At 65.2% G+C, this 16671-nt stretch carries 19 protein-coding genes; 10 read left to right on the forward strand and 9 right to left on the reverse strand.

Features of this window, described 5'->3' with window-relative positions; translation table 11 throughout:
* Nucleotides 1-20 precede the first annotated feature (20 nt).
* Genes dxs through ACWGQ2_RS06500 form a run of 4 tightly spaced genes read left to right on the forward strand, consistent with a single transcriptional unit; the run spans nt 21 to nt 4283 of the window.
* Nucleotides 21-1994 (forward strand): 1-deoxy-D-xylulose-5-phosphate synthase, encoded by a 1974-nt coding sequence (gene dxs / locus ACWGQ2_RS06485; RefSeq protein ID WP_452015483.1) that lies wholly within the window; start codon nt 21-23, stop codon nt 1992-1994.
* A 41-nt stretch (nt 1995-2035) separates the two neighbouring features.
* Complete coding sequence (locus ACWGQ2_RS06490) at nt 2036-2899, forward strand: SDR family oxidoreductase (protein ID WP_452015485.1); 864 nt, start codon at nt 2036-2038, stop codon at nt 2897-2899.
* A 42-nt stretch (nt 2900-2941) separates the two neighbouring features.
* The gene (locus ACWGQ2_RS06495) at nt 2942-3259 is read left to right on the forward strand and encodes a primase-like DNA-binding domain-containing protein (protein ID WP_452015487.1); all 318 of its coding nucleotides are present in this window, start codon (nt 2942-2944) and stop codon (nt 3257-3259) included.
* A gap of 46 nt (nt 3260-3305) precedes the next feature.
* Entirely contained in the window at nt 3306-4283 is a 978-nt protein-coding gene (locus tag ACWGQ2_RS06500; RefSeq protein ID WP_452015489.1) for an aldo/keto reductase, read from the forward strand.
* 69 nt (nt 4284-4352) lie between these two features.
* Here the strand turns inward: ACWGQ2_RS06500 and ACWGQ2_RS06505 are convergent, their stop codons facing one another.
* From ACWGQ2_RS06505 to ACWGQ2_RS06515, 3 genes are all read right to left on the reverse strand, one after another.
* Entirely contained in the window at nt 4353-4643 is a 291-nt protein-coding gene (locus ACWGQ2_RS06505) for a DUF4287 domain-containing protein (RefSeq protein ID WP_452015491.1), read from the reverse strand.
* A 99-nt stretch (nt 4644-4742) separates the two neighbouring features.
* On the reverse strand, nt 4743-5399 hold the full coding sequence (locus ACWGQ2_RS06510) for a maleylpyruvate isomerase family mycothiol-dependent enzyme (RefSeq protein WP_452015493.1): 657 nt from the start codon (nt 5397-5399) through the stop codon (nt 4743-4745).
* Between the two features lie 38 nt (nt 5400-5437).
* Nucleotides 5438-5929 (reverse strand): MarR family winged helix-turn-helix transcriptional regulator, encoded by a 492-nt coding sequence (locus ACWGQ2_RS06515; RefSeq protein WP_452015495.1) that lies wholly within the window; start codon nt 5927-5929, stop codon nt 5438-5440.
* A gap of 165 nt (nt 5930-6094) precedes the next feature.
* Between ACWGQ2_RS06515 and uvrA the strand changes: the two genes are divergently transcribed.
* Together uvrA and ACWGQ2_RS06525 are read left to right on the forward strand one after the other, a co-directional pair.
* Nucleotides 6095-8575: an excinuclease ABC subunit UvrA gene (gene uvrA, locus ACWGQ2_RS06520; RefSeq protein ID WP_452016062.1), complete on the forward strand. Its 2481-nt coding sequence runs from the start codon at nt 6095-6097 to the stop codon at nt 8573-8575.
* Between the two features lie 267 nt (nt 8576-8842).
* Nucleotides 8843-9256 (forward strand): hypothetical protein, encoded by a 414-nt coding sequence (locus ACWGQ2_RS06525; RefSeq protein WP_452015497.1) that lies wholly within the window; start codon nt 8843-8845, stop codon nt 9254-9256.
* Nucleotides 9257-9312: 56 nt separating this feature from the next.
* On the opposite strand, the gene ACWGQ2_RS06530 is transcribed toward ACWGQ2_RS06525, so the two are convergent.
* The gene (locus ACWGQ2_RS06530) at nt 9313-10503 is read right to left on the reverse strand and encodes a M14 family zinc carboxypeptidase (protein ID WP_452015499.1); all 1191 of its coding nucleotides are present in this window, start codon (nt 10501-10503) and stop codon (nt 9313-9315) included.
* Between the two features lie 298 nt (nt 10504-10801).
* Here ACWGQ2_RS06530 and ACWGQ2_RS06535 point away from each other — a divergent pair, with 298 nt between their 5' ends.
* Together ACWGQ2_RS06535 and ACWGQ2_RS06540 are read left to right on the forward strand one after the other, a co-directional pair.
* The gene (locus ACWGQ2_RS06535; RefSeq protein ID WP_452015501.1) at nt 10802-11278 is read left to right on the forward strand and encodes a DUF2975 domain-containing protein; all 477 of its coding nucleotides are present in this window, start codon (nt 10802-10804) and stop codon (nt 11276-11278) included.
* A 14-nt stretch (nt 11279-11292) separates the two neighbouring features.
* The gene (locus ACWGQ2_RS06540; protein WP_452015503.1) at nt 11293-11790 is read left to right on the forward strand and encodes a DNA alkylation repair protein; all 498 of its coding nucleotides are present in this window, start codon (nt 11293-11295) and stop codon (nt 11788-11790) included.
* Nucleotides 11791-11836: 46 nt separating this feature from the next.
* On the opposite strand, the gene ACWGQ2_RS06545 is transcribed toward ACWGQ2_RS06540, so the two are convergent.
* Nucleotides 11837-12697: an oxidoreductase gene (locus tag ACWGQ2_RS06545; RefSeq protein ID WP_452015505.1), complete on the reverse strand. Its 861-nt coding sequence runs from the start codon at nt 12695-12697 to the stop codon at nt 11837-11839.
* 150 nt (nt 12698-12847) lie between these two features.
* On the opposite strand from ACWGQ2_RS06545, the gene ACWGQ2_RS06550 reads away from it, so the two are divergent.
* Both ACWGQ2_RS06550 and ACWGQ2_RS06555 read left to right on the forward strand, forming a co-directional pair.
* Complete coding sequence (locus ACWGQ2_RS06550) at nt 12848-13300, forward strand: winged helix-turn-helix transcriptional regulator (RefSeq protein ID WP_452016064.1); 453 nt, start codon at nt 12848-12850, stop codon at nt 13298-13300.
* Nucleotides 13301-13303: 3 nt separating this feature from the next.
* Nucleotides 13304-13915, forward strand: coding sequence for a dihydrofolate reductase family protein (locus tag ACWGQ2_RS06555; protein ID WP_452015507.1), 612 nt, complete (start codon nt 13304-13306; stop codon nt 13913-13915).
* Nucleotides 13916-13947: 32 nt separating this feature from the next.
* On the opposite strand, the gene ACWGQ2_RS06560 is transcribed toward ACWGQ2_RS06555, so the two are convergent.
* The 4 genes from ACWGQ2_RS06560 to ACWGQ2_RS06575 all read right to left on the reverse strand — a co-directional run bounded on the left by ACWGQ2_RS06560 (nt 13948) and on the right by ACWGQ2_RS06575 (nt 16618).
* Nucleotides 13948-14565, reverse strand: coding sequence for a TMEM175 family protein (locus tag ACWGQ2_RS06560; protein ID WP_452015509.1), 618 nt, complete (start codon nt 14563-14565; stop codon nt 13948-13950).
* A 90-nt stretch (nt 14566-14655) separates the two neighbouring features.
* Nucleotides 14656-15963 carry a Na+/H+ antiporter NhaA gene (gene nhaA / locus ACWGQ2_RS06565; RefSeq protein WP_452015511.1) on the reverse strand — a complete coding sequence of 436 codons (1308 nt, stop codon included), beginning with the start codon at nt 15961-15963 and terminating at the stop codon, nt 14656-14658.
* An 81-nt stretch (nt 15964-16044) separates the two neighbouring features.
* Nucleotides 16045-16212, reverse strand: coding sequence for a hypothetical protein (locus tag ACWGQ2_RS06570; protein WP_452015513.1), 168 nt, complete (start codon nt 16210-16212; stop codon nt 16045-16047).
* A 55-nt stretch (nt 16213-16267) separates the two neighbouring features.
* Complete coding sequence (locus tag ACWGQ2_RS06575) at nt 16268-16618, reverse strand: ArsR/SmtB family transcription factor (RefSeq protein WP_452015515.1); 351 nt, start codon at nt 16616-16618, stop codon at nt 16268-16270.
* Nucleotides 16619-16671: the final 53 nt, after the last annotated feature.

Raw genomic sequence — 16671 nt, forward strand, 5'->3', positions numbered from 1 at the left:
GACGCAAGGGAGGCGCCCTCTTGGGACTTCTGGAAACCATCCGTGATCCGCGGGACCTCAGCAAGCTGAGCAGTTCCCAGCTCTCAGCCCTCGCCGAGGAAATCCGTTCGTTCCTCATCACGAATGTGGCCCAGACCGGCGGGCATCTGGGACCGAACCTGGGCGTCGTTGAACTGACCATGGGCATCCACCGGGTCTTTGACTCTCCGCGGGACAGCATTGTGTTCGACACCGGACACCAGTCCTACGTTCACAAGATCCTCACCGGCCGCCAGGACTTCTCCACCCTGCGCCAGCAGGGCGGGCTCTCGGGCTATCCTTCCCGCGCCGAATCCGTGCACGACATCGTTGAGAGCTCCCACGCGTCCTCCTCCCTGTCCTGGGCCGACGGCATTTCCCGCGCCCGGCAGCTGAACGGCGAAGGGGACCGCTACACCGTTGTGATGGTGGGCGACGGCGCCCTCACCGGCGGCATGGCCTGGGAGGCGCTGAACAACATCGCAGCCGACCAGCGGCGCCGCGTGGTGATCGTGGTCAACGACAACGGCCGGTCCTACGCACCGACCATCGGCGGCGTTGCCGATTACCTCGCCTCGCTGCGCCCCACCATTGACGCCGTGCGCACGCACAAGATGTACGAGAACACCATGGACTGGTGGAAGGACCGCCTGCAGGGGGGCGGCCCGGTTGGCCGGTTCACGTACCACAGCCTCCATGCCGCCAAGAAGGGCATCAAGGACTGGTGGGCACCGCAGGGACTCTTCGAGGACCTGGGCATGAAGTATGTTGGCCCGATTGACGGCCACGACCTGGCTGCCGTGGAACAGGCGCTGGAGAAGGCCAAGAACTACGGCGGGCCCGTGATCGTCCATGCGATCACTGAAAAGGGCCACGGCTATGCGCCGGCCCGTGCACACGTGGAAGACCAGTTCCACGCCGTCGGCGTGATTGATCCGGAAACGGGCGCGCCCGTCTCCGCCGCCGGCAAGCAGTCCTGGACCTCCGTCTTCGCCACCGAAATCGCAGACATCGCCGACGAGCGCAAAGACATCGTGGGCATCACCGGTGCCATGCTCATTCCCGTAGGACTGCACCGCTTCGCCGAAAGGCATCCGGAACGGGTGTTCGACGTCGGCATTGCCGAACAGCACGCTCTGACCTCCGCTGCCGGAATGGCATACGGCGGGCTGCATCCCGTCATCGCCCTCTACGCCACTTTCCTGAACCGGGCCTTCGACCAGCTGCTGATGGACGTTGCCCTGCACAAGGCGGGCGTGACGATCGTGCTTGACCGTGCCGGGGTCACCGGACCGGACGGCGCCAGCCACCACGGCATGTGGGACATGTCCATGCTGCAGATTGTCCCCGGGCTGCACCTCTCCGCACCGCGGGACGCCACCCGGCTGCGCGAAGAGCTCCGTGAGGCCGTCGCCATCTCTGACGCACCCAGCGTGGTGCGCTTCTCCAAGGGAACCGTGGGACCCGACGTCGATGCCGAGGAACGCACCGAAGACGGTGTGGACATCCTTGCCCGCCGCCCCTCCGGCGATGCCCGCAACGACGTACTGATTGTCAGCGTCGGAGCCATGGCGGAAATGGCACTTGAAGTCGCCGACCGCCTGGGCGACCAGGGCATCAGCTCCACCGTGGTGGATCCGCGGTGGGTTCTCCCCGTCCCCCGCTCGATCGTGTCCATGGCGGCCGAACACCGGATTGTGATCGTGATTGAAGACGGCGTGCGGGCCGGGGGAGTGGGTTCCCGGATCCGCCAGGAGATGCGCGCAGCGGGTGTTGATACTGCCCTGAACGAGGTTGGCCTGCCGGTCGAGTTCCTGGACCACGGCACCCGCGCTGAAGTCCTGGAGCGGGTGGGCCTCACGGCCCGCCAGGTAGCCAACGACGTCGTCGCCCAGGTGCTGGGAACGAAGGTTCCCTTCGCCCGGCCGCTGCCAGGGCAGCAGGCACCAACAGGACAGATACCCAAGATCAAGTAAGCTCCGCAGCCCGGCGGGGCAAAGGAAAGCAGGTGGCCGGAATGCCGAACAACCTCCCTCCTCTCGCCGTCACGGGGGCCACCGGTGCACTCGGCGGCATGGTCGCGCGTCTGCTGGGTGACGCCGGGATTCCCGTCCGGCTGCTGGCCCGGCACACCGCCCGGATTCCGCAGCAGACCGAGACCGCCACCTTCGCGGTTTCCTACGCGGACAAGGAACATGCCGAGCGTGCACTGCGCGGAACGCAGACCCTGTTCATGGTTTCCGCGGCGGAGAATCCCTACCGCGCCCAGGACCAGCGCACCTTCGTGGACGCGGCCGTCGACGCCGGCGTCAAGCACATCGTCTACACGTCCTTTATGGGGGCCGCGGAGAACGATGTCTTCACGCTGGGCCGCGACCATTGGGACACAGAGCAGTACATCAAAGAACGCGGACTGGCCTACACATTCCTGCGAGATGCCTTCTACCAGGACATCCTGCCGACCTTCGTCGGGCGCGACGGCGTGATCCGCGGCCCCGCCGCTGACGGGAAGTTCGCGCCCGTGGCGCGCGCCGACGTCGCACGGTCCGCAGAGCGGATCCTCACCGATCCCGATCCGCACACCAACCGGACCTACACACTGACAGGCCCGGAGGCCCTGACCATGGCCGAGGTGGCGGAGATCCTTTCCCGCGTCACGGGTGAGAACATCAGCTACCATGCGGAGTCCCTCGATGAGGCGGTGGAGTCCCGGCTGGCAGCAGGCGCCACGCAGTGGCAGGCCGTGGCCTGGGCCACCAGCTACGCAGCGATCGCGACGGGGGAACAGGCCCGGGTCAGCGACGACGTCGCCGAACTCACCGGAGCGCCCCCGATGGCTTTTGAAGACAATCTTCGCGGCGAAGGCAAGAGTTCACCTTAATGGCTCTTCCCACCGGTGGGGCGCGTGGTTAGTGTCAGAACTATGGAACAGGCACAACCCGGTCCCGTCGCGGACTTTTTGCAGCAATGCACCATCACCGGACTCAGTGAGAATGAAGCAACTCCCGCGACGGACCTGTACGGGATGTACATCATCTGGTGTGAGCATGGCGAGCTGGAACCGGTCTCATCGACGGCGTTTTCCCGCCGGCTCAAGGAAAGCGGCAACTACCCCCGCCGCCGGAACCACGAGAGCATCTATCCGGGGATGCTTCCCACGGGGCCAATTCCAATCCAGTACATCCTGGAAACGGATAAGCCTCCCAGCCCGAACGGTCCCATGAGCACCTTCGGCTCCTAGCCTGTCGCGGCCCCGGCTGCGCGGCGGCAATTGATAGCGTGGCAGGATGACCACCTACAACAGACTTGGCAATTCCGGGCTGACCGTTTCCACCGTCGGCCTGGGCTGTAACAACCTCGGCCGAACGGGTACCGTCACCGAATCCCAGGAGGGGACAGACGCCGTCGTCCATGCCGCGATCGACGCCGGCATCACCCTCTTTGATACTGCCGACACCTACGGTGCCGAACCCGGCCTGAGCGAAACCCGGCTGGGCAAGGCCCTCGGTTCGCGCCGCGGAGACATTGTCCTGGCCACGAAGTTCGGCATGGACATGCGGGGCGCCAACGGACCGGACTTCGGCGCACGCGGATCCCGCCGCTACATTGTGCGCGCTGCCGAAGCCTCCCTGCGCCGGCTTGGAACGGACTGGATTGATCTGTACCAGTTCCACACCCCGGACCCGCTGACCCCCATCGACGAAACCCTGGCCGCCCTGGATGACCTGGTTACCAGCGGCAAGGTCCGCTACATCGGCCACTCGAACCGTTCCGGCTGGCAGATCGCCGAAGCTGAGTTCACAGCCCGCATCAAGGGCAGCACCCGCTTCATTTCTGCGCAGAACCACTACAACCTGCTGGACCGCCGCGCCGAACTGGAAGTTACTCCTGCCGCCGAAGCCTACGGGCTCGGGGTGCTGCCGTACTTCCCGCTGGCCAACGGCCTGCTCACCGGCAAGTACAGTTCCGGTCAGGCACCCGAGGGAAGCCGGCTGACGCACTCGCGCACCAACCTGCTTCAGAACGCCGACTTCGAGCAGCTGCGCGAGTTCGGTGAGTTTGCGCGTGACCGCGGCCTGACCGAAGTGCAGGTGGCGTTCTCATGGCTGGCGTCCCGTCCGTCGGTTGCCTCCGTGATCGCCGGAGCGACGAAGCCTGAACAGGTCCAGCAGAACGCTGAAGCGGCTTCCTGGGTGCCGTCCGAGAAGGATCTTGAGGAACTGGACCGGATCTTCCCGCAGACGCCGAAGGTCGCTTTGTTCTAGTGCCGGAGTGGAGGCCGGAGGGTCCGGGACTGCGGTGGTGAATCCCCGCTTCTTCGGACCCTTCGGACCTCACGACGGTTTGGTCGCGATCCCGTCCAGCCAGAGCGTGTCTGATTCGTCCCGGTGCGGTCCGGAAGTCCCCACATGCTTGGCATCGATCGCGGGACCATTGCGGATCACATGCACCAGCGCCATCCCGTGGCCGCGGCCCAGTCCGTAGTCCGTTTTCAGCCACTCAAGGATCTCAGCGGCTTTCACCTCAGGCCTGTCCAGTCCTTTCGCCCGGGCTTCGTTCGTCAGCTCGCGGGGTGTTCGCCCGGTCTTTTTCTCAATAGCGTCCAGGTACGCCTGAAATGACATAGTGTTCCTCGCTTGGTGTGCGGAAGATGATGGAGCGATTCTTGCCCCAAGGCCCGGAAATGTACATATCGCGGTTACCCGGAAGTGGATGCCGGACAGCTAGGTGTTCCGCCGCGCTGAGAGACGCTGCAGAAGGGCGCCTGCTCCGGGACCCGAAAGCTCGTCCTCCCCGACTGGCCGGCCGGATACTGCGAGCAGCAGGGTCAGGGCGGACCCGCGGACCTCATCGCCGCTGCCGTGCCGGAAGGCGCCGTCGTCCGCGGCCAGGCTCAGGCCGTCTACCAGCTCCCGCCCGCCGCCGAGCTTCACCGATGTTGCGGCCTGGTTAGCCAGGGCCCCGGCAACCGTGTCGAACGGATAGGTGCGGACAATGCCGAGGGGCTGCCGGATGTCCTCGCCGTGGACCACTGCCTCAACGAGGCGGGTGGCGCGGGGCGCCAGCGGACCGCTGGTCCGGTGCTCGACCGCGCGAAACGCGGCCAGGGTCTCAGCCGGAGTGCGTCCGCGGTGCTTCCGGACGCCGTCGGCGTTGCTGCGGTCAAAGTCGAAGCGGGCGCTCACCATGCCGCGCAGGAAACCGAGCCGGGTAGTTCGCGCGGTGTCCACTAGATGGGCAAGGAGGTCGTGGATACTCCAGCCGGGACACAGCGACGGCGTCTGCCAGGCATCGTCCGGAAGGTTCTCCAGATCCGCAATCAGCGCGCGGCGTTCCTCGTGCACTGCCGGCCAGACGGAAGATCTGCTTCGGGATCCCATGCCCGGTACTCAACCAGCGCGGGCGGAGGTTGTACAGACTACTTCTGGTCCAGGGTCGCCTCGATGCGAGCCAGCAGGCCAGACAGAAGTTCGCGCTCCTCGGAACTTAGCCCTGCGAGGATTCCCTCCTCAGTCGCCAGGTGGTCCGGCAGTGCCCGCTCAACCAGCGCGAGGCCGTCCGCCGTGAGCGCCACCTTCTTCCCCCGCCCGTCCGAGGAATTTTTGGTGCGGGACACCAGGCCGCGTTCTTCCAGGCGGTTCAGCCGCTGGGCGATGGCGGCGGAGGTGACCATGGTGCTGGCCGTCAGCTCTGACGGGCTCAGGGTATAGGGAGCGCCGGAGCGGCGCAGGGTCGCCAGCACGTCAAAGGCAGCCGCGTCGAGCCCATGTGAGGCAAAGGTCGCCCCGAGCCGGGCGTCCACCTTCCGGGATACCCGGGAGATCCGCCCGACGACGGCCATGGGGGAGGCATCAAGATCCGGCCGTTCTGCCGTCCACTGAGCGAGGATCTGCTCTATCTGGTCCTTCATGGTCTCCAACCTATCCGTTCGTGCGCTGATCACGCCGTTGGTGAAACCCGGCCGGATTCGCTGATTCGGAAGCAGACTGCCTGTTAGCGTCGATGGGTGAGCACTCAACCTGAACCTGCTGCCCAGTCCGGTCCCGGCTCCACGTCCGATCCCGCCGGCAACGGCATGGTCCGTGTCCGCGGCGCCCAGGAAAACAACCTGCGCAGCGTCGACGTCGACATTCCCCGCGATGCGATCGTTGCCTTCACCGGGATCTCCGGCTCCGGCAAGTCCTCCCTGGCGTTCGGAACCATCTACGCGGAGGCGCAGAAGCGGTACTTCGAATCTGTTGCGCCCTATGCCCGCCGCCTGATCTCCCAGGGCCACAATCCCAAGGTGGAGGCCATCACGGGCCTGCCTCCCGCCGTCGCGCTCCAGCAGCGCCGCGGCACCGCCAGTTCGCGGTCCACGGTCGGCACGCTCACCACGCTTTCAAACTCGATGCGGATGCTCTTCTCCCGCGGCGGCACCTACCCGGCCGACGCCGAGCCCGGCAGCCTGGATTCCGATGCCTTCTCGCCCAACACTGCCGCGGGCGCGTGCCGCGAATGTTCCGGCCTGGGCATCGCACATACGGTTACCGAAGAGTCCCTGGTCCCTGATCCGTCCCTGACCATCCGGGAAGGTGCCATCGCTGCGTGGCCGGGTGCCTGGCAGGGCAAGAACCTGCGGGACATCCTGATCCACCTGGGTTACGACGTCGATGTGCCCTGGCGGAAGCTGCCGAAGAAGGACCGCGACTGGATACTCTTCACCGAGGAACAGCCCGTGGTCACCATCACTCCGCAGCGTGACCGTGTGGCCAAACCGTACAAGGGCCGCTTCTGGAGCGCCCGCAGCTATGTGCTGCACACCCTGGCCGATTCCGGAAGTGCGAAGATGCGCGAACGGGTCCTGGAATACATGGTCTCCGGCCCCTGCCCGGTCTGTGGAGGAGCGGGCCTGCGTCCGGAAGCGCTGGCCGTCACCTTCGCCGGCCGCAATATTGCCGAACTCAACGGAGCAACCCTCGGCGAGCTGGCCGAGATCATCCGGCCGACGGCGGAACTCAAGGCCGCCGGTACCGCTTCCCGCTCCTCGGCATCGAACGAGAACACCGAGGTTGCCGTCACCATCACCCGGGACCTGCTCTCCCGGCTCGAGGTCCTGATCTCCCTGGGCCTGGGCTATCTCAGCCTGTCCCGCGCCACGCCCACGCTCTCACCGGGGGAGATGCAGCGGCTGCGCATCGCCACGCAGCTGCGCTCGGGCCTGTTCGGCGTCGTCTATGTCCTGGACGAACCGTCGGCAGGACTGCACCCGGCAGACGCCGAACCGCTGCTCGCCGTCCTGCAGGAACTCAAAGCCGCCGGGAACTCAGTGTTCGTCGTCGAGCACAACATGGACGTGGTGCGCAGCGCCGAATGGATTGTCGACGTCGGTCCGCAGGCCGGCGACGGCGGCGGTACCGTGCTCTACAGTGGTCCGGTGGCCGGACTCGCCGACGTACCCGAAAGCGCCACCCGGCCGTTCCTCTTCGGAGACGCCGAAGAATCCGTTCCCGCCCGGCGGCGTGCAGAGCGCTGGCTGTCCCTGAAGGGCATTTCGCGGCACAACCTGCGGGAGCTCGACGCCGATATTCCGCTCGGCGTACTCACCGCGGTCACCGGGGTGTCCGGATCCGGCAAATCGACCCTGGTCAGCCAGGTCCTCGCCGAAGCCGTAGGCACCCAGGTCAACGGCGCGCCGCCGGAAGCCGAGGACGACGACGAGCCCCAAGACGCAGGCAGCGGTGATCCCGGCGTGCAGGTGCGGCGTATTCAGGGACTCGAGCACCTGGACCGTCTGGTTCGGGTGGACCAGCGGCCCATCGGCCGGACGCCGCGCTCCAACCTGGCCACCTACACCGGCTTGTTCGACCATGTCCGCAAGCTCTACGCCGGCACCGACGAAGCACGGGCACGCGGCTACAACGCCGGGCGGTTCTCCTTCAATGTTGCCGGCGGCCGCTGTGAAACCTGCCAGGGTGAGGGGTTCCTCGCCGTCGAACTGCTGTTCCTCCCCGGCACCTACGGTCCCTGCCCCGACTGCCACGGTGCCCGGTACAACGACGAGACCCTGGAGGTCACCTACCGCGGCAAGTCGATCGCGGACGTCCTGGGCATGCGGGTGGAGACCGCTGCGGAGTTCCTTGCCGATGTTCCGGCTGCCGCCCGCAGCCTGCGGACCCTGCTCGACGTCGGCCTCGGCTACCTGCGGCTCGGCCAGCCCGCCACGGAGCTCTCCGGCGGCGAGGCGCAGCGGATCAAGCTGGCCACTGAGCTGCAGCGGGCCCGCCGCGGCCACACCCTGTACCTGCTGGACGAGCCGACCACCGGCCTGCACCCGCAGGACGTGCAGCTGCTGCTGGCCCAGCTGAACCGGCTGGTGGATGCGGGCAACACGGTCGTGGTGGTGGAGCACTCGATGAACGTGGTTGCCTCGGCTGACTGGGTCATTGAGATGGGACCCGCAGGCGGCGACGACGGCGGCCGGATCATCTGCGCCGGGACCGCCGACGAGGTTGCAGCCTGTGACGCCTCGCGGACAGCGCCGTATCTGGCTGCTGCGCTGGAGCGGATGAACTGAGTTGCGCCGGGTTCGGCGGCAGGAGCAGCGGGCTGTTCGGCCGGAGGATTCGGAACGGCGGCAACGAAACTCCCGGCTCGCAGAGCTCGCCGGGAGTATTAAAGCCGCCTAACCCGAACCCTCCAGCCGTGGGAATTCGGCCGGGGTTCACCGGGCGCACAACGCGATCCGGGTGTAGTGTTCCGCGAACAGGTGCCGGAACAACGTCCGGTTATGCGGGACGGCCGCGAACCCGGGGAAGAACAGATGCCAGGTGGACAGGTTGCTGTGAGCACCGAGCCCGCTGCGCGGTCAGGGCGTCCGGGCCCGCTGGTGCTTTGCGCAGTGGTGTTCACCTTCGTGCCCGTGCTCCCGTTGGTGCTGACCCCGATACTTTTCGTTTCCTCAATGGCGCAGGGGCGAGGTGTTTCGCCGGAAAGCCTGTTCCTGCTGCCGTTCCTGGCAGCGGTCGTGGCCGCCGTCGTCACCGGGGTCCTTGCCCATCGGGCTGTCACGGGCCGCAGGGCCTGGACCATGGCGGTGTGCACGGCAGGGCTGCTGTTCGTTGCGTCTGCACCGGTCAGCTTCGCGTTCACGAAAATATCGGTTGAAGGGATATGTGAATACGCTCCCGGCGGCGTGTTTGGCAGCACGGAGCGGCCCGAAGATGCTCCCGGGATTTGCCAGTGGGCCCGAAGCTGATTCGCAGCCCGGGAGGCTCTGCGGCGAATGCCGCAGAGCCTCCCGGGCCGTGGAAACTACTGGACCGGGACTGTGCCCGCGTAGTCGGTGTTATAGCCGGTGACCGGCTGGTGGGGGATTTCCTCCCAGCGCTCCGGGTCTTCCTGCTGGACCTCACCGGTGGCCAGGCCAAGCAGCAGTTCCTTCATGGCCAGGACGTTCTGCTGAATGTTCTTGCCGCGTGCCTTCTGGCCGAGGCTGCCGTCCGAAGTGTTGCCGGAAGTCTCAAAGAAGACCACGGGGTTGGAGTGGCCGTCCGGATTCATGCCCTGATAGTTCAGCCCCAGCATCATCGCTGAGACCACCCCGCCCTTGATGTCGATCTCCAGGCCGTTGCCCACCTGGTAGCGGTCCATGTTGATATAGCCGTAGCCGGAGAGTTCGTCATAAACGTGTACCAGCATCTGGCGGGTCAGCACGTCGTACGCACCGTCCTTGATGCCTGGCAGGGTCGGTCCGCCCGGCGCCAGCGAGATGCCCAGTGACAGGCTCACATCGTCTCCCGTGCCCCATTCCTGCTTGAGGCCCTGGTGGTGGATATCGATCCCGTAGTCCGGCTTCACGCTGGTCCAGTACTCGTAGAAGGCCAGCGATTCGTTCGCCACGAACCCGGTGGGCGTCCAGTCCCGGTTCAGGTCGATCCGCTGCTCCCTGCCGTTCGGCCCAAGCCGGGGTGTGTCCGTCTGCTGGTCCCAGAGGATGGTCTGGCGCAGATTGGCCTCCGAACCGTCGGGGTTGTACATCGGGATGAAATGGAACGTGAATTTCTCCCGCAGCAGCTTGTAGTCGGGGGATCCGTTGCTTCCCAGGTCCTTGAGCAGGGCGAGGATCGAGTCACTACCGTAGGGTTCGTTGCCGTGGATCCGTCCCTGGACCCAGACATGCTCCGGGCCAGTGCCGACCGTGGCGACCCACAGGTCCCGGCCCTGTTCAGACGTGTTTACGTTGGTTCCGTACTCAGCCAGCGTGAACGCATCAACGTTGAACCGGCTGGTCTTCTCAAGCTTCTGCAGCTGGGACACTACGTCGTTGTAGGTCAGGACGCTGGAGATGTTCGTGTTGCCGTTCGGCGAGGGAAAATTGGCGTCCGCAGCTGCCGGCACTGCGCCGCTGAATGGAATTACGACGGCGAGGGCGGCTGCAGCGGCCAGCCCGCGCCACCTTCGGGGAGTCTTGGTTACAGGGGTGCAGGCAGGGGTGTTCTTCAATGTCGTCCTCCAATGAAGGTCTGCGGACCCGGCGCCATTGCCGGGCCAGGGTGAGGGGCTTCCCTGTGGGATCAGGGAGGTGGTTTGACGCTAGGTGGTCGGGGATATCCGGGCCAAGATCCGCGGCGGCGATGGAGACCGACCCGCCCCCGCAGACACAAAACCGGAAAGTTCGTCTAAGTTCTTGAGAGAAACTTGAGCAAATATTTCGGATTCCTTGTGTATTACGAAGAGTTACGGTCCAGCATCCTGCGGTCCCGTGATTGACAGCCGGTGAGTACTCGAAGAGAGTTCGGGTATGACCAAGCAGGAAGCACTTCCACTGCGAGCAGCCCTTGTAGCCTTCGCCTGCGCCGCGTTGTTCGTCCAGTTCATGCTGCCCCTCCTGGCCGGCGGGTACGCGGCTGCCTATCCCCAGATCGCTAATCTCGCCGTGCCCTACACGGTGTCCGCCATCGCAGGAATCGCCTGCTTCCAGGTTGGCCTGCTGGCAGCGTGGCAGATCCTCGCGGCCGTGGTGGCGGAAGGTGCTGTGACGCTCGGTTCGACCACGTGGGTAAACGTTCTGGCGTTCGCGCTCGGACTGACGGGGCTAACCCTGGCCGGGATATGCGCTCACGCCGGGTCGGTAGTAGCAGTCGGCGGTCCAGCGATGCTGTTCGGCCTGTTTGCGGGCCTGGCACTGGTTCCCGCTGCTGTGGCGTTGCGGAACAAGTTCCTGAAACTTGGCATCGATTCCGGCCCGGACATGCGCAGGCCGGGCTACGGCATGTGAAAGGAGCTACCGGCATGGCTGCGACAGGTACCGCGGACACTGCGGTGGACAGTGTGATGGCACGGCTGGCCGCTATAGAGGACCCGAAAATACGGGCGGTCAACGAGAGGCATGGAGACGACCACGGAGTGAACCTCAGCCAGCTCCGCGCCGTCGCCCAGGAACTGAAGATCCAGCAGGATCTGTCCCGCCGGCTCTGGCAGACAGGAGACACTGCGGCGCGGCTCCTGGCGCTGCTCATCTGCCGGCCCAAGGCCTTCGAAGCGGACGAGCTGGACGCCATGCTGCGCGAAGCGCGCAGCCCCAAGGTGCAGGACTGGCTGGTGAACTACGTGGTCCGGAAGAGCCCCCATGCTGAGGAACTTCGCCTTCGCTGGTTTGCCGATCCGGATCCCGTGGTGGCCAGCGCCGGTTGGGCGCTCACCAGCGAACGCGTCTCCAAAACCCCCGAGGGCCTCGACCTCTCGCTGAACTGCTGGATCGCCGAGATGGTTCGCCGGCAGGAAGCATAGTAAGGAGCTGCTCCCGGCTGGAAAACTGCCCCTGGGCCGGTGGCGTCTATCCGCCGATTCCGTTTAGCTCTGCAACCTCGGTGGTTGAAAGGTCCAGTGAGGCACCGGAGATGTTTTCCAGCAGGTGTGCCTGTGACGATGTGCCGGGAATCAGCAGGATGTTGGGGGAGCGGCGCAACAGCCAGGCAAGCGCTACGGACATTGGGCTGGTACTGAGCCGAGCCGCCACAGCAGACAGGGTTGCCGACTGCAGCGGGCTGAATCCGCCAAGCGGGAAGAATGGAACGTAGGCCACGCCGTCCCGCGCCAGAGAATCAATGAGATCGTCATCCCCACGGAACGCGAGGTTGTACATGTTCTGTACGGAGACGATGGGCGTTATCCTCCTGGCCTCTGTGACCTGTTCGGGCAAAACATTACTGACACCGAGATGGCGAATGATGCCGTCGCGCTGCAGCTCGGCAAGGGTCTCCATTGGCTCGGCGATGGACCCCGGCACCGTCCCCCGCGCATCGCCTGCACGGAAATAGACGAGATCCAGTGTTTCAAGACCGAGTGTTTCAAGGTTTTCGACGACGGCGCGGCGCAGCTGATCGGGTCGGCTCGCCGGGACCCACGCCCCTTGTTCGTCGCGGACGGCTCCGACCTTTGTGGCCAGGTGCAGACTGCCCGGGTAGGGATAGAGCGCTTCGCGGATTAGACGGTTCGTGATGTTGGGGCCGTACGCCCCGCTGGTGTCGATGTGCGTGATGCCGCTGGCCACGGCTTCCTGCAGGACGGCCAGCGCGCCGTCGCGGTCTGGTGGAGGGCCCATAACCCCCGGTCCAGCCAGCTGCATTGCACCGTATCCAAAGCGGCTGAGTTCAAGGTCGCCAAAATTCCAGGTGCCGCCCGGAAGGGATGTCATCGAAGAATTCATGTTCTACCATTTCATGCGGAGGAAGGTGGTTTTCTGAAGCGGGTTATCCCAGTATTGGCAGGGAACTTTGCGTGTGGAAGACGGCACTTTCGGGTGCCTAGGTAACCCCGAAGGAACAGGAGCAGTGCAGTGGCAACTATGACGGCGGCCGAAAAACGGGAAGAATCCAAGGCTCGGTACAACGCCTTCTTGGCAGCGTGTCCCAGCCGCCAGCTGCTCGACCGTATTTCGGACAAGTGGGTCATGCTGATCCTCTCGGCCTTGGGGAGCGGTCCCGGTTGTGACGGTCACCCGCAGCCGATGCGTTTCTCGGAGCTGTCGCGGGTCCTAGCCGGAGTGAGCCAGAAAATGCTGACCCAGACTCTTCGTTCACTGGAGCGCGACGGGCTGCTCACCCGGACTGTCACGCCGACCGTGCCGGTGACGGTTTCTTACGAACTCACGCCCCTTGGGGTGTCCCTCCACCAGCTGCTGCGCGGCTTCAAGGGCTGGGCGGAACAGCACATGGATGAGGTATTCGCCGAGCGGGCCGCTTATGACGCCCGCAGCTCCGCCACAGCGGTCAGCAGCGGTCCGGCCGGAGGGGAGTGAAGCATGGGCACCATTTCACTGGACTTGTTCATGACGCTTGACGGCGTTTACCAGGGTCCCGGCGGTGCGGAGGAGGACACCTCTGGCGGGTTCACCCTCGGAGGCTGGCAGGCCGCCTTTGCCGACGCCGAATCCGGGGCCGCGATCATGGCTGGCATCAACCAGATGGACGCGCTGCTGCTGGGCCGCAGGACCTATGACATCTTCGCCGGGTACTGGCCGCATCGGGGAAACTCCAACCCGATCGCAGAGAAGTTCAATTCCATCCCAAAATACGTGGTGTCCCGGACCATGGCTGATGCGGACTGGGATGGAACAACTGTCCTTCCCACCGCGGAAGAAGCGGCGGCACTGAAGGACCGGCACGGGGACATCCACGTTGTGGGCAGCGGTGCCCTCGCCGGGTCGCTGCTCGCCGCCGGGATCCTGGACCGGCTGAATTTCTTCCTGTATCCAATAACGTTGGGCACCGGGAAGCGGGTCTTCTACGGAGACGGCGGTGTCCCTGCCGCGTTCACGCTGGCGGAGCCGCCGCAGGCTTTTCCTTCCGGGGTGCTGCGGCTGGTCTACGACCACACCGGAACCCCGGTGACCGGTATCGACGCCGGCGAGTAGCGGGTCCGGACGGACGGTTCCAGGGCGACGGGCTAGGCCCTGACCTGAATCCTGCCTGCGAGCGGGCCCAGCACCAGAAGCGCCGCCCAGACCAGGCGGCCGGGTCCGGGGCCGGCCAGGAAGATCACGGGAATGGATGCAAAGAAAACTGCCGGCACTGTGAGATGAGGCAGTGCCTGCCGGATCCCGCTGGCGTTCCTGGACCCCGGTGCCCGGCCCTGTCTGCGCGCCGAGAAGAGAATGGCCGTCTGGGCCAGCGAGGCCACACCGATGTTTGCCGCGTACAGAACAGTGGGCAGCGCGTAATGGGAGGTGCCGGGATCACTGGTCCCCTGGGTGGTGAACGGCAGCAGGACAATAAACAAAGCGGCGATGATGTTCCAGGTCATGATTGCCGGAGTCATCAGGCTAATGCCGGCCGTAATCCGGTAATTGACCCGCCAGAACACTGCGATGACAGCGAAGCTGAGCAGGAAACCGAACACCTGGGGTACGACGCTGGACTCCAGGAGCGCGGAGAGGCTGGACCAGGCCTGCGCGGGCGGCAGGTCAATATTCGTGATGAGCAGGGTGATGGCGAAACCGTAGATCGCATCGAAGAACGAGACACCCCGCCCGAACTCGACCGAACTCGACCGAACTCCGGTCAAAGGCCGCGGCAGGCCGCCCCGGTCTCTCCGGTCCGTGTTCAGGGCTTGCTGCCATGCCGGGAGGCTAGCACGCCTCCCGGCTGACAGAAATCAATCCCGGCGGGCTTCAGCTGCCTCCGCATGCATGGATGCTGCTGCGGCCCGGTAGCGCCGGTTCCGGGCTGTCAGGATCACCGCGCCGATCGTCGCTGAGATGACCGACCCGACGATCACCCCGACCTTCATTTCGCCGGCTGCGTCGCTCGCGGCGTCATAGGAGAGTTCCCCGACAAGCAGGGAGACGGTGAACCCGATTCCGGCGATGAAAGACATTCCTATGATGTCGATCCAGGCCAGCGACTTGTCGATGACGATGCCTCGGAGGCGAGTGACCAGGAATGTTCCGGCCGTGATGCCGATGGCTTTGCCGAGCACCAGACCACCGATGATACCCAGCGCAATACTGCTGCCCAGGGAATCAAGCAGCCCGCTGAAACCGCCCACCGTGACGCCGGCGGAGAAGAACGCGAAGACCGGCACGGCGAATGCGCTTGAGAAGACGGACCACTTGTCGGCGAAGTGGGCTGCCATGCCCTCGTACAGGGGCGTGCCGTCGTCCTTGGTGCCAACCCGGACCTTGGCGCGGCCCTTCGCGACGACCGGAACCATGAAGCCGAGCAGGACGCCGGCTACGGTGGCGTGGATCCCGGAGGCATGAATGAGAGTCCACACCGCGACGCCGAGGGGAATCAGTACCCACCAGGACCGGACACCGCGCTGGACCAGGATCGCAAATACCGCCAGCGGCACCAGGGCGGCAAGCAGCGGCACGAACGCGATGCCGTCGGTGTAGAAGATGGCAATGATGGAGATTGCCAGCAGGTCATCCACCACGGCAAGGGTGAGCAGGAAGGTGCGCAGGGCGGGAGGGAGGAACCGGCCAACGACGGCGATCACGGCCACGGCGAAGGCGATGTCCGTCGCGGCCGGGATTGCCCAGCCGTTGAGCGCGTCACCTCCGGCGTTCAGGTTGATGGCCGTGAAGATTAGTGCGGGAACCGCGACGCCGCCGATCGCGGCGACGATGGGCACAAGTGCTGTGCGTGGGTCCCGCAGCTTGCCGGCAACAAATTCTTCCTTGAGCTCGAGCCCGACCACGAAGAAGAACACGGCCAGCAGGCCGTCGGCGGCCCAGGCGGCGACGCTCAGGTTCAGGTGAAGGGCTTCGGGGCCGAACGAAAATTCCCGCACTTCCTCATAGAAGCCGGCGAGGCGCGAGTTGGCGAAGATGAGGGCCAGGATGGTGGCGCCGAGAAGCAGAGCTCCGCCGGTGGTGTCCTTGGCAAGTGTCTGGTGGACGCCTCGCCAGATTGCATGTGGGCGCTGGTTGTCTGGAAGGGCGTGGGGAGATGAGGGCATGACGTGCTCTTTCGTGCGCTGTACCTGAAATGGGCAGAGTGCACCTGCAGAATCCGGTGTGTTGGGGTGTCAGGTGCGGGATCAGGTACGTGGCGGCGGGCAGCCGGCGATTTCCCCGTGCGCGTTGGTGCCCCAGGAGCTCATCCAGCCGTTGGTTCCGCTGGCCCGCTTCGCCAGCAGCAGCCGCTTCAGGTACGCCCCCAGAACCTGCGTCGAGGCAGGGGTGGCCAGGCGGCGTCGGGCAGTCATGCCCTTCACATTACCAAGGTTGCTGATATCCCGGGAATAAGTCGGCGGATAGGACCTAGTGGGGAGAAAGCACTGCTGCCGCCCGTTCCAGGGCGCCGGGGATGATCGAGTAGTAAGCCCACACGCCGCGCTTTTCACGATGCAGGATGCCTGCATCCACCAGGATTTTCAGGTGATGGGACACCGTGGGCTGGCCCAGGCCGACCGGCTCGGTCAGATCGCAGACACACGCCTCCCGGTTCTCCTGGGCGGCAATGATGGACACCAGGCGAAGGCGGGTAGGCTCTGCCACCGCTTTCAGCAGCTGGGCAAACTGCTGGGCCTCTTCGACACTGAGCACTTCCTGCGTCAGCGGGGTGCAGCAGTCCGCGGCAGGGCTTTCGGGGGAGGTCTCGACAGCGTTCACCCGACCATTATGCCCTTAGATTGACATCTGTCGATATCTGCGCGGATACTATA

It is taken from the genome of Arthrobacter sp. NPDC055585, assembly GCF_053619115.1.

Excerpts from the sequence above, each read along its gene's own strand:
- ACWGQ2_RS06555 (WP_452015507.1), top strand. The coding sequence starts at position 13,304 with ATGGGCACCATTTCACTGGACTTGTTCATGACGCTTGACGGCGTTTAC.
- ACWGQ2_RS06515 (WP_452015495.1), bottom strand. The coding sequence starts at position 5,929 with ATGAAGGACCAGATAGAGCAGATCCTCGCTCAGTGGACGGCAGAACGG.
- ACWGQ2_RS06505 (WP_452015491.1), bottom strand. The coding sequence starts at position 4,643 with ATGTCATTTCAGGCGTACCTGGACGCTATTGAGAAAAAGACCGGGCGA.
- ACWGQ2_RS06550 (WP_452016064.1), top strand. The coding sequence starts at position 12,848 with ATGACGGCGGCCGAAAAACGGGAAGAATCCAAGGCTCGGTACAACGCC.
- ACWGQ2_RS06510 (WP_452015493.1), bottom strand. The coding sequence starts at position 5,399 with ATGGGATCCCGAAGCAGATCTTCCGTCTGGCCGGCAGTGCACGAGGAA.
- ACWGQ2_RS06570 (WP_452015513.1), bottom strand. The coding sequence starts at position 16,212 with ATGACTGCCCGACGCCGCCTGGCCACCCCTGCCTCGACGCAGGTTCTG.
- ACWGQ2_RS06540 (WP_452015503.1), top strand. The coding sequence starts at position 11,293 with ATGGCTGCGACAGGTACCGCGGACACTGCGGTGGACAGTGTGATGGCA.
- ACWGQ2_RS06495 (WP_452015487.1), top strand. The coding sequence starts at position 2,942 with ATGGAACAGGCACAACCCGGTCCCGTCGCGGACTTTTTGCAGCAATGC.
- nhaA (WP_452015511.1), bottom strand. The coding sequence starts at position 15,963 with ATGCCCTCATCTCCCCACGCCCTTCCAGACAACCAGCGCCCACATGCA.
- ACWGQ2_RS06535 (WP_452015501.1), top strand. The coding sequence starts at position 10,802 with ATGACCAAGCAGGAAGCACTTCCACTGCGAGCAGCCCTTGTAGCCTTC.
- ACWGQ2_RS06490 (WP_452015485.1), top strand. The coding sequence starts at position 2,036 with ATGCCGAACAACCTCCCTCCTCTCGCCGTCACGGGGGCCACCGGTGCA.
- ACWGQ2_RS06500 (WP_452015489.1), top strand. The coding sequence starts at position 3,306 with ATGACCACCTACAACAGACTTGGCAATTCCGGGCTGACCGTTTCCACC.
- uvrA (WP_452016062.1), top strand. The coding sequence starts at position 6,095 with ATGGTCCGTGTCCGCGGCGCCCAGGAAAACAACCTGCGCAGCGTCGAC.
- ACWGQ2_RS06545 (WP_452015505.1), bottom strand. The coding sequence starts at position 12,697 with ATGACATCCCTTCCGGGCGGCACCTGGAATTTTGGCGACCTTGAACTC.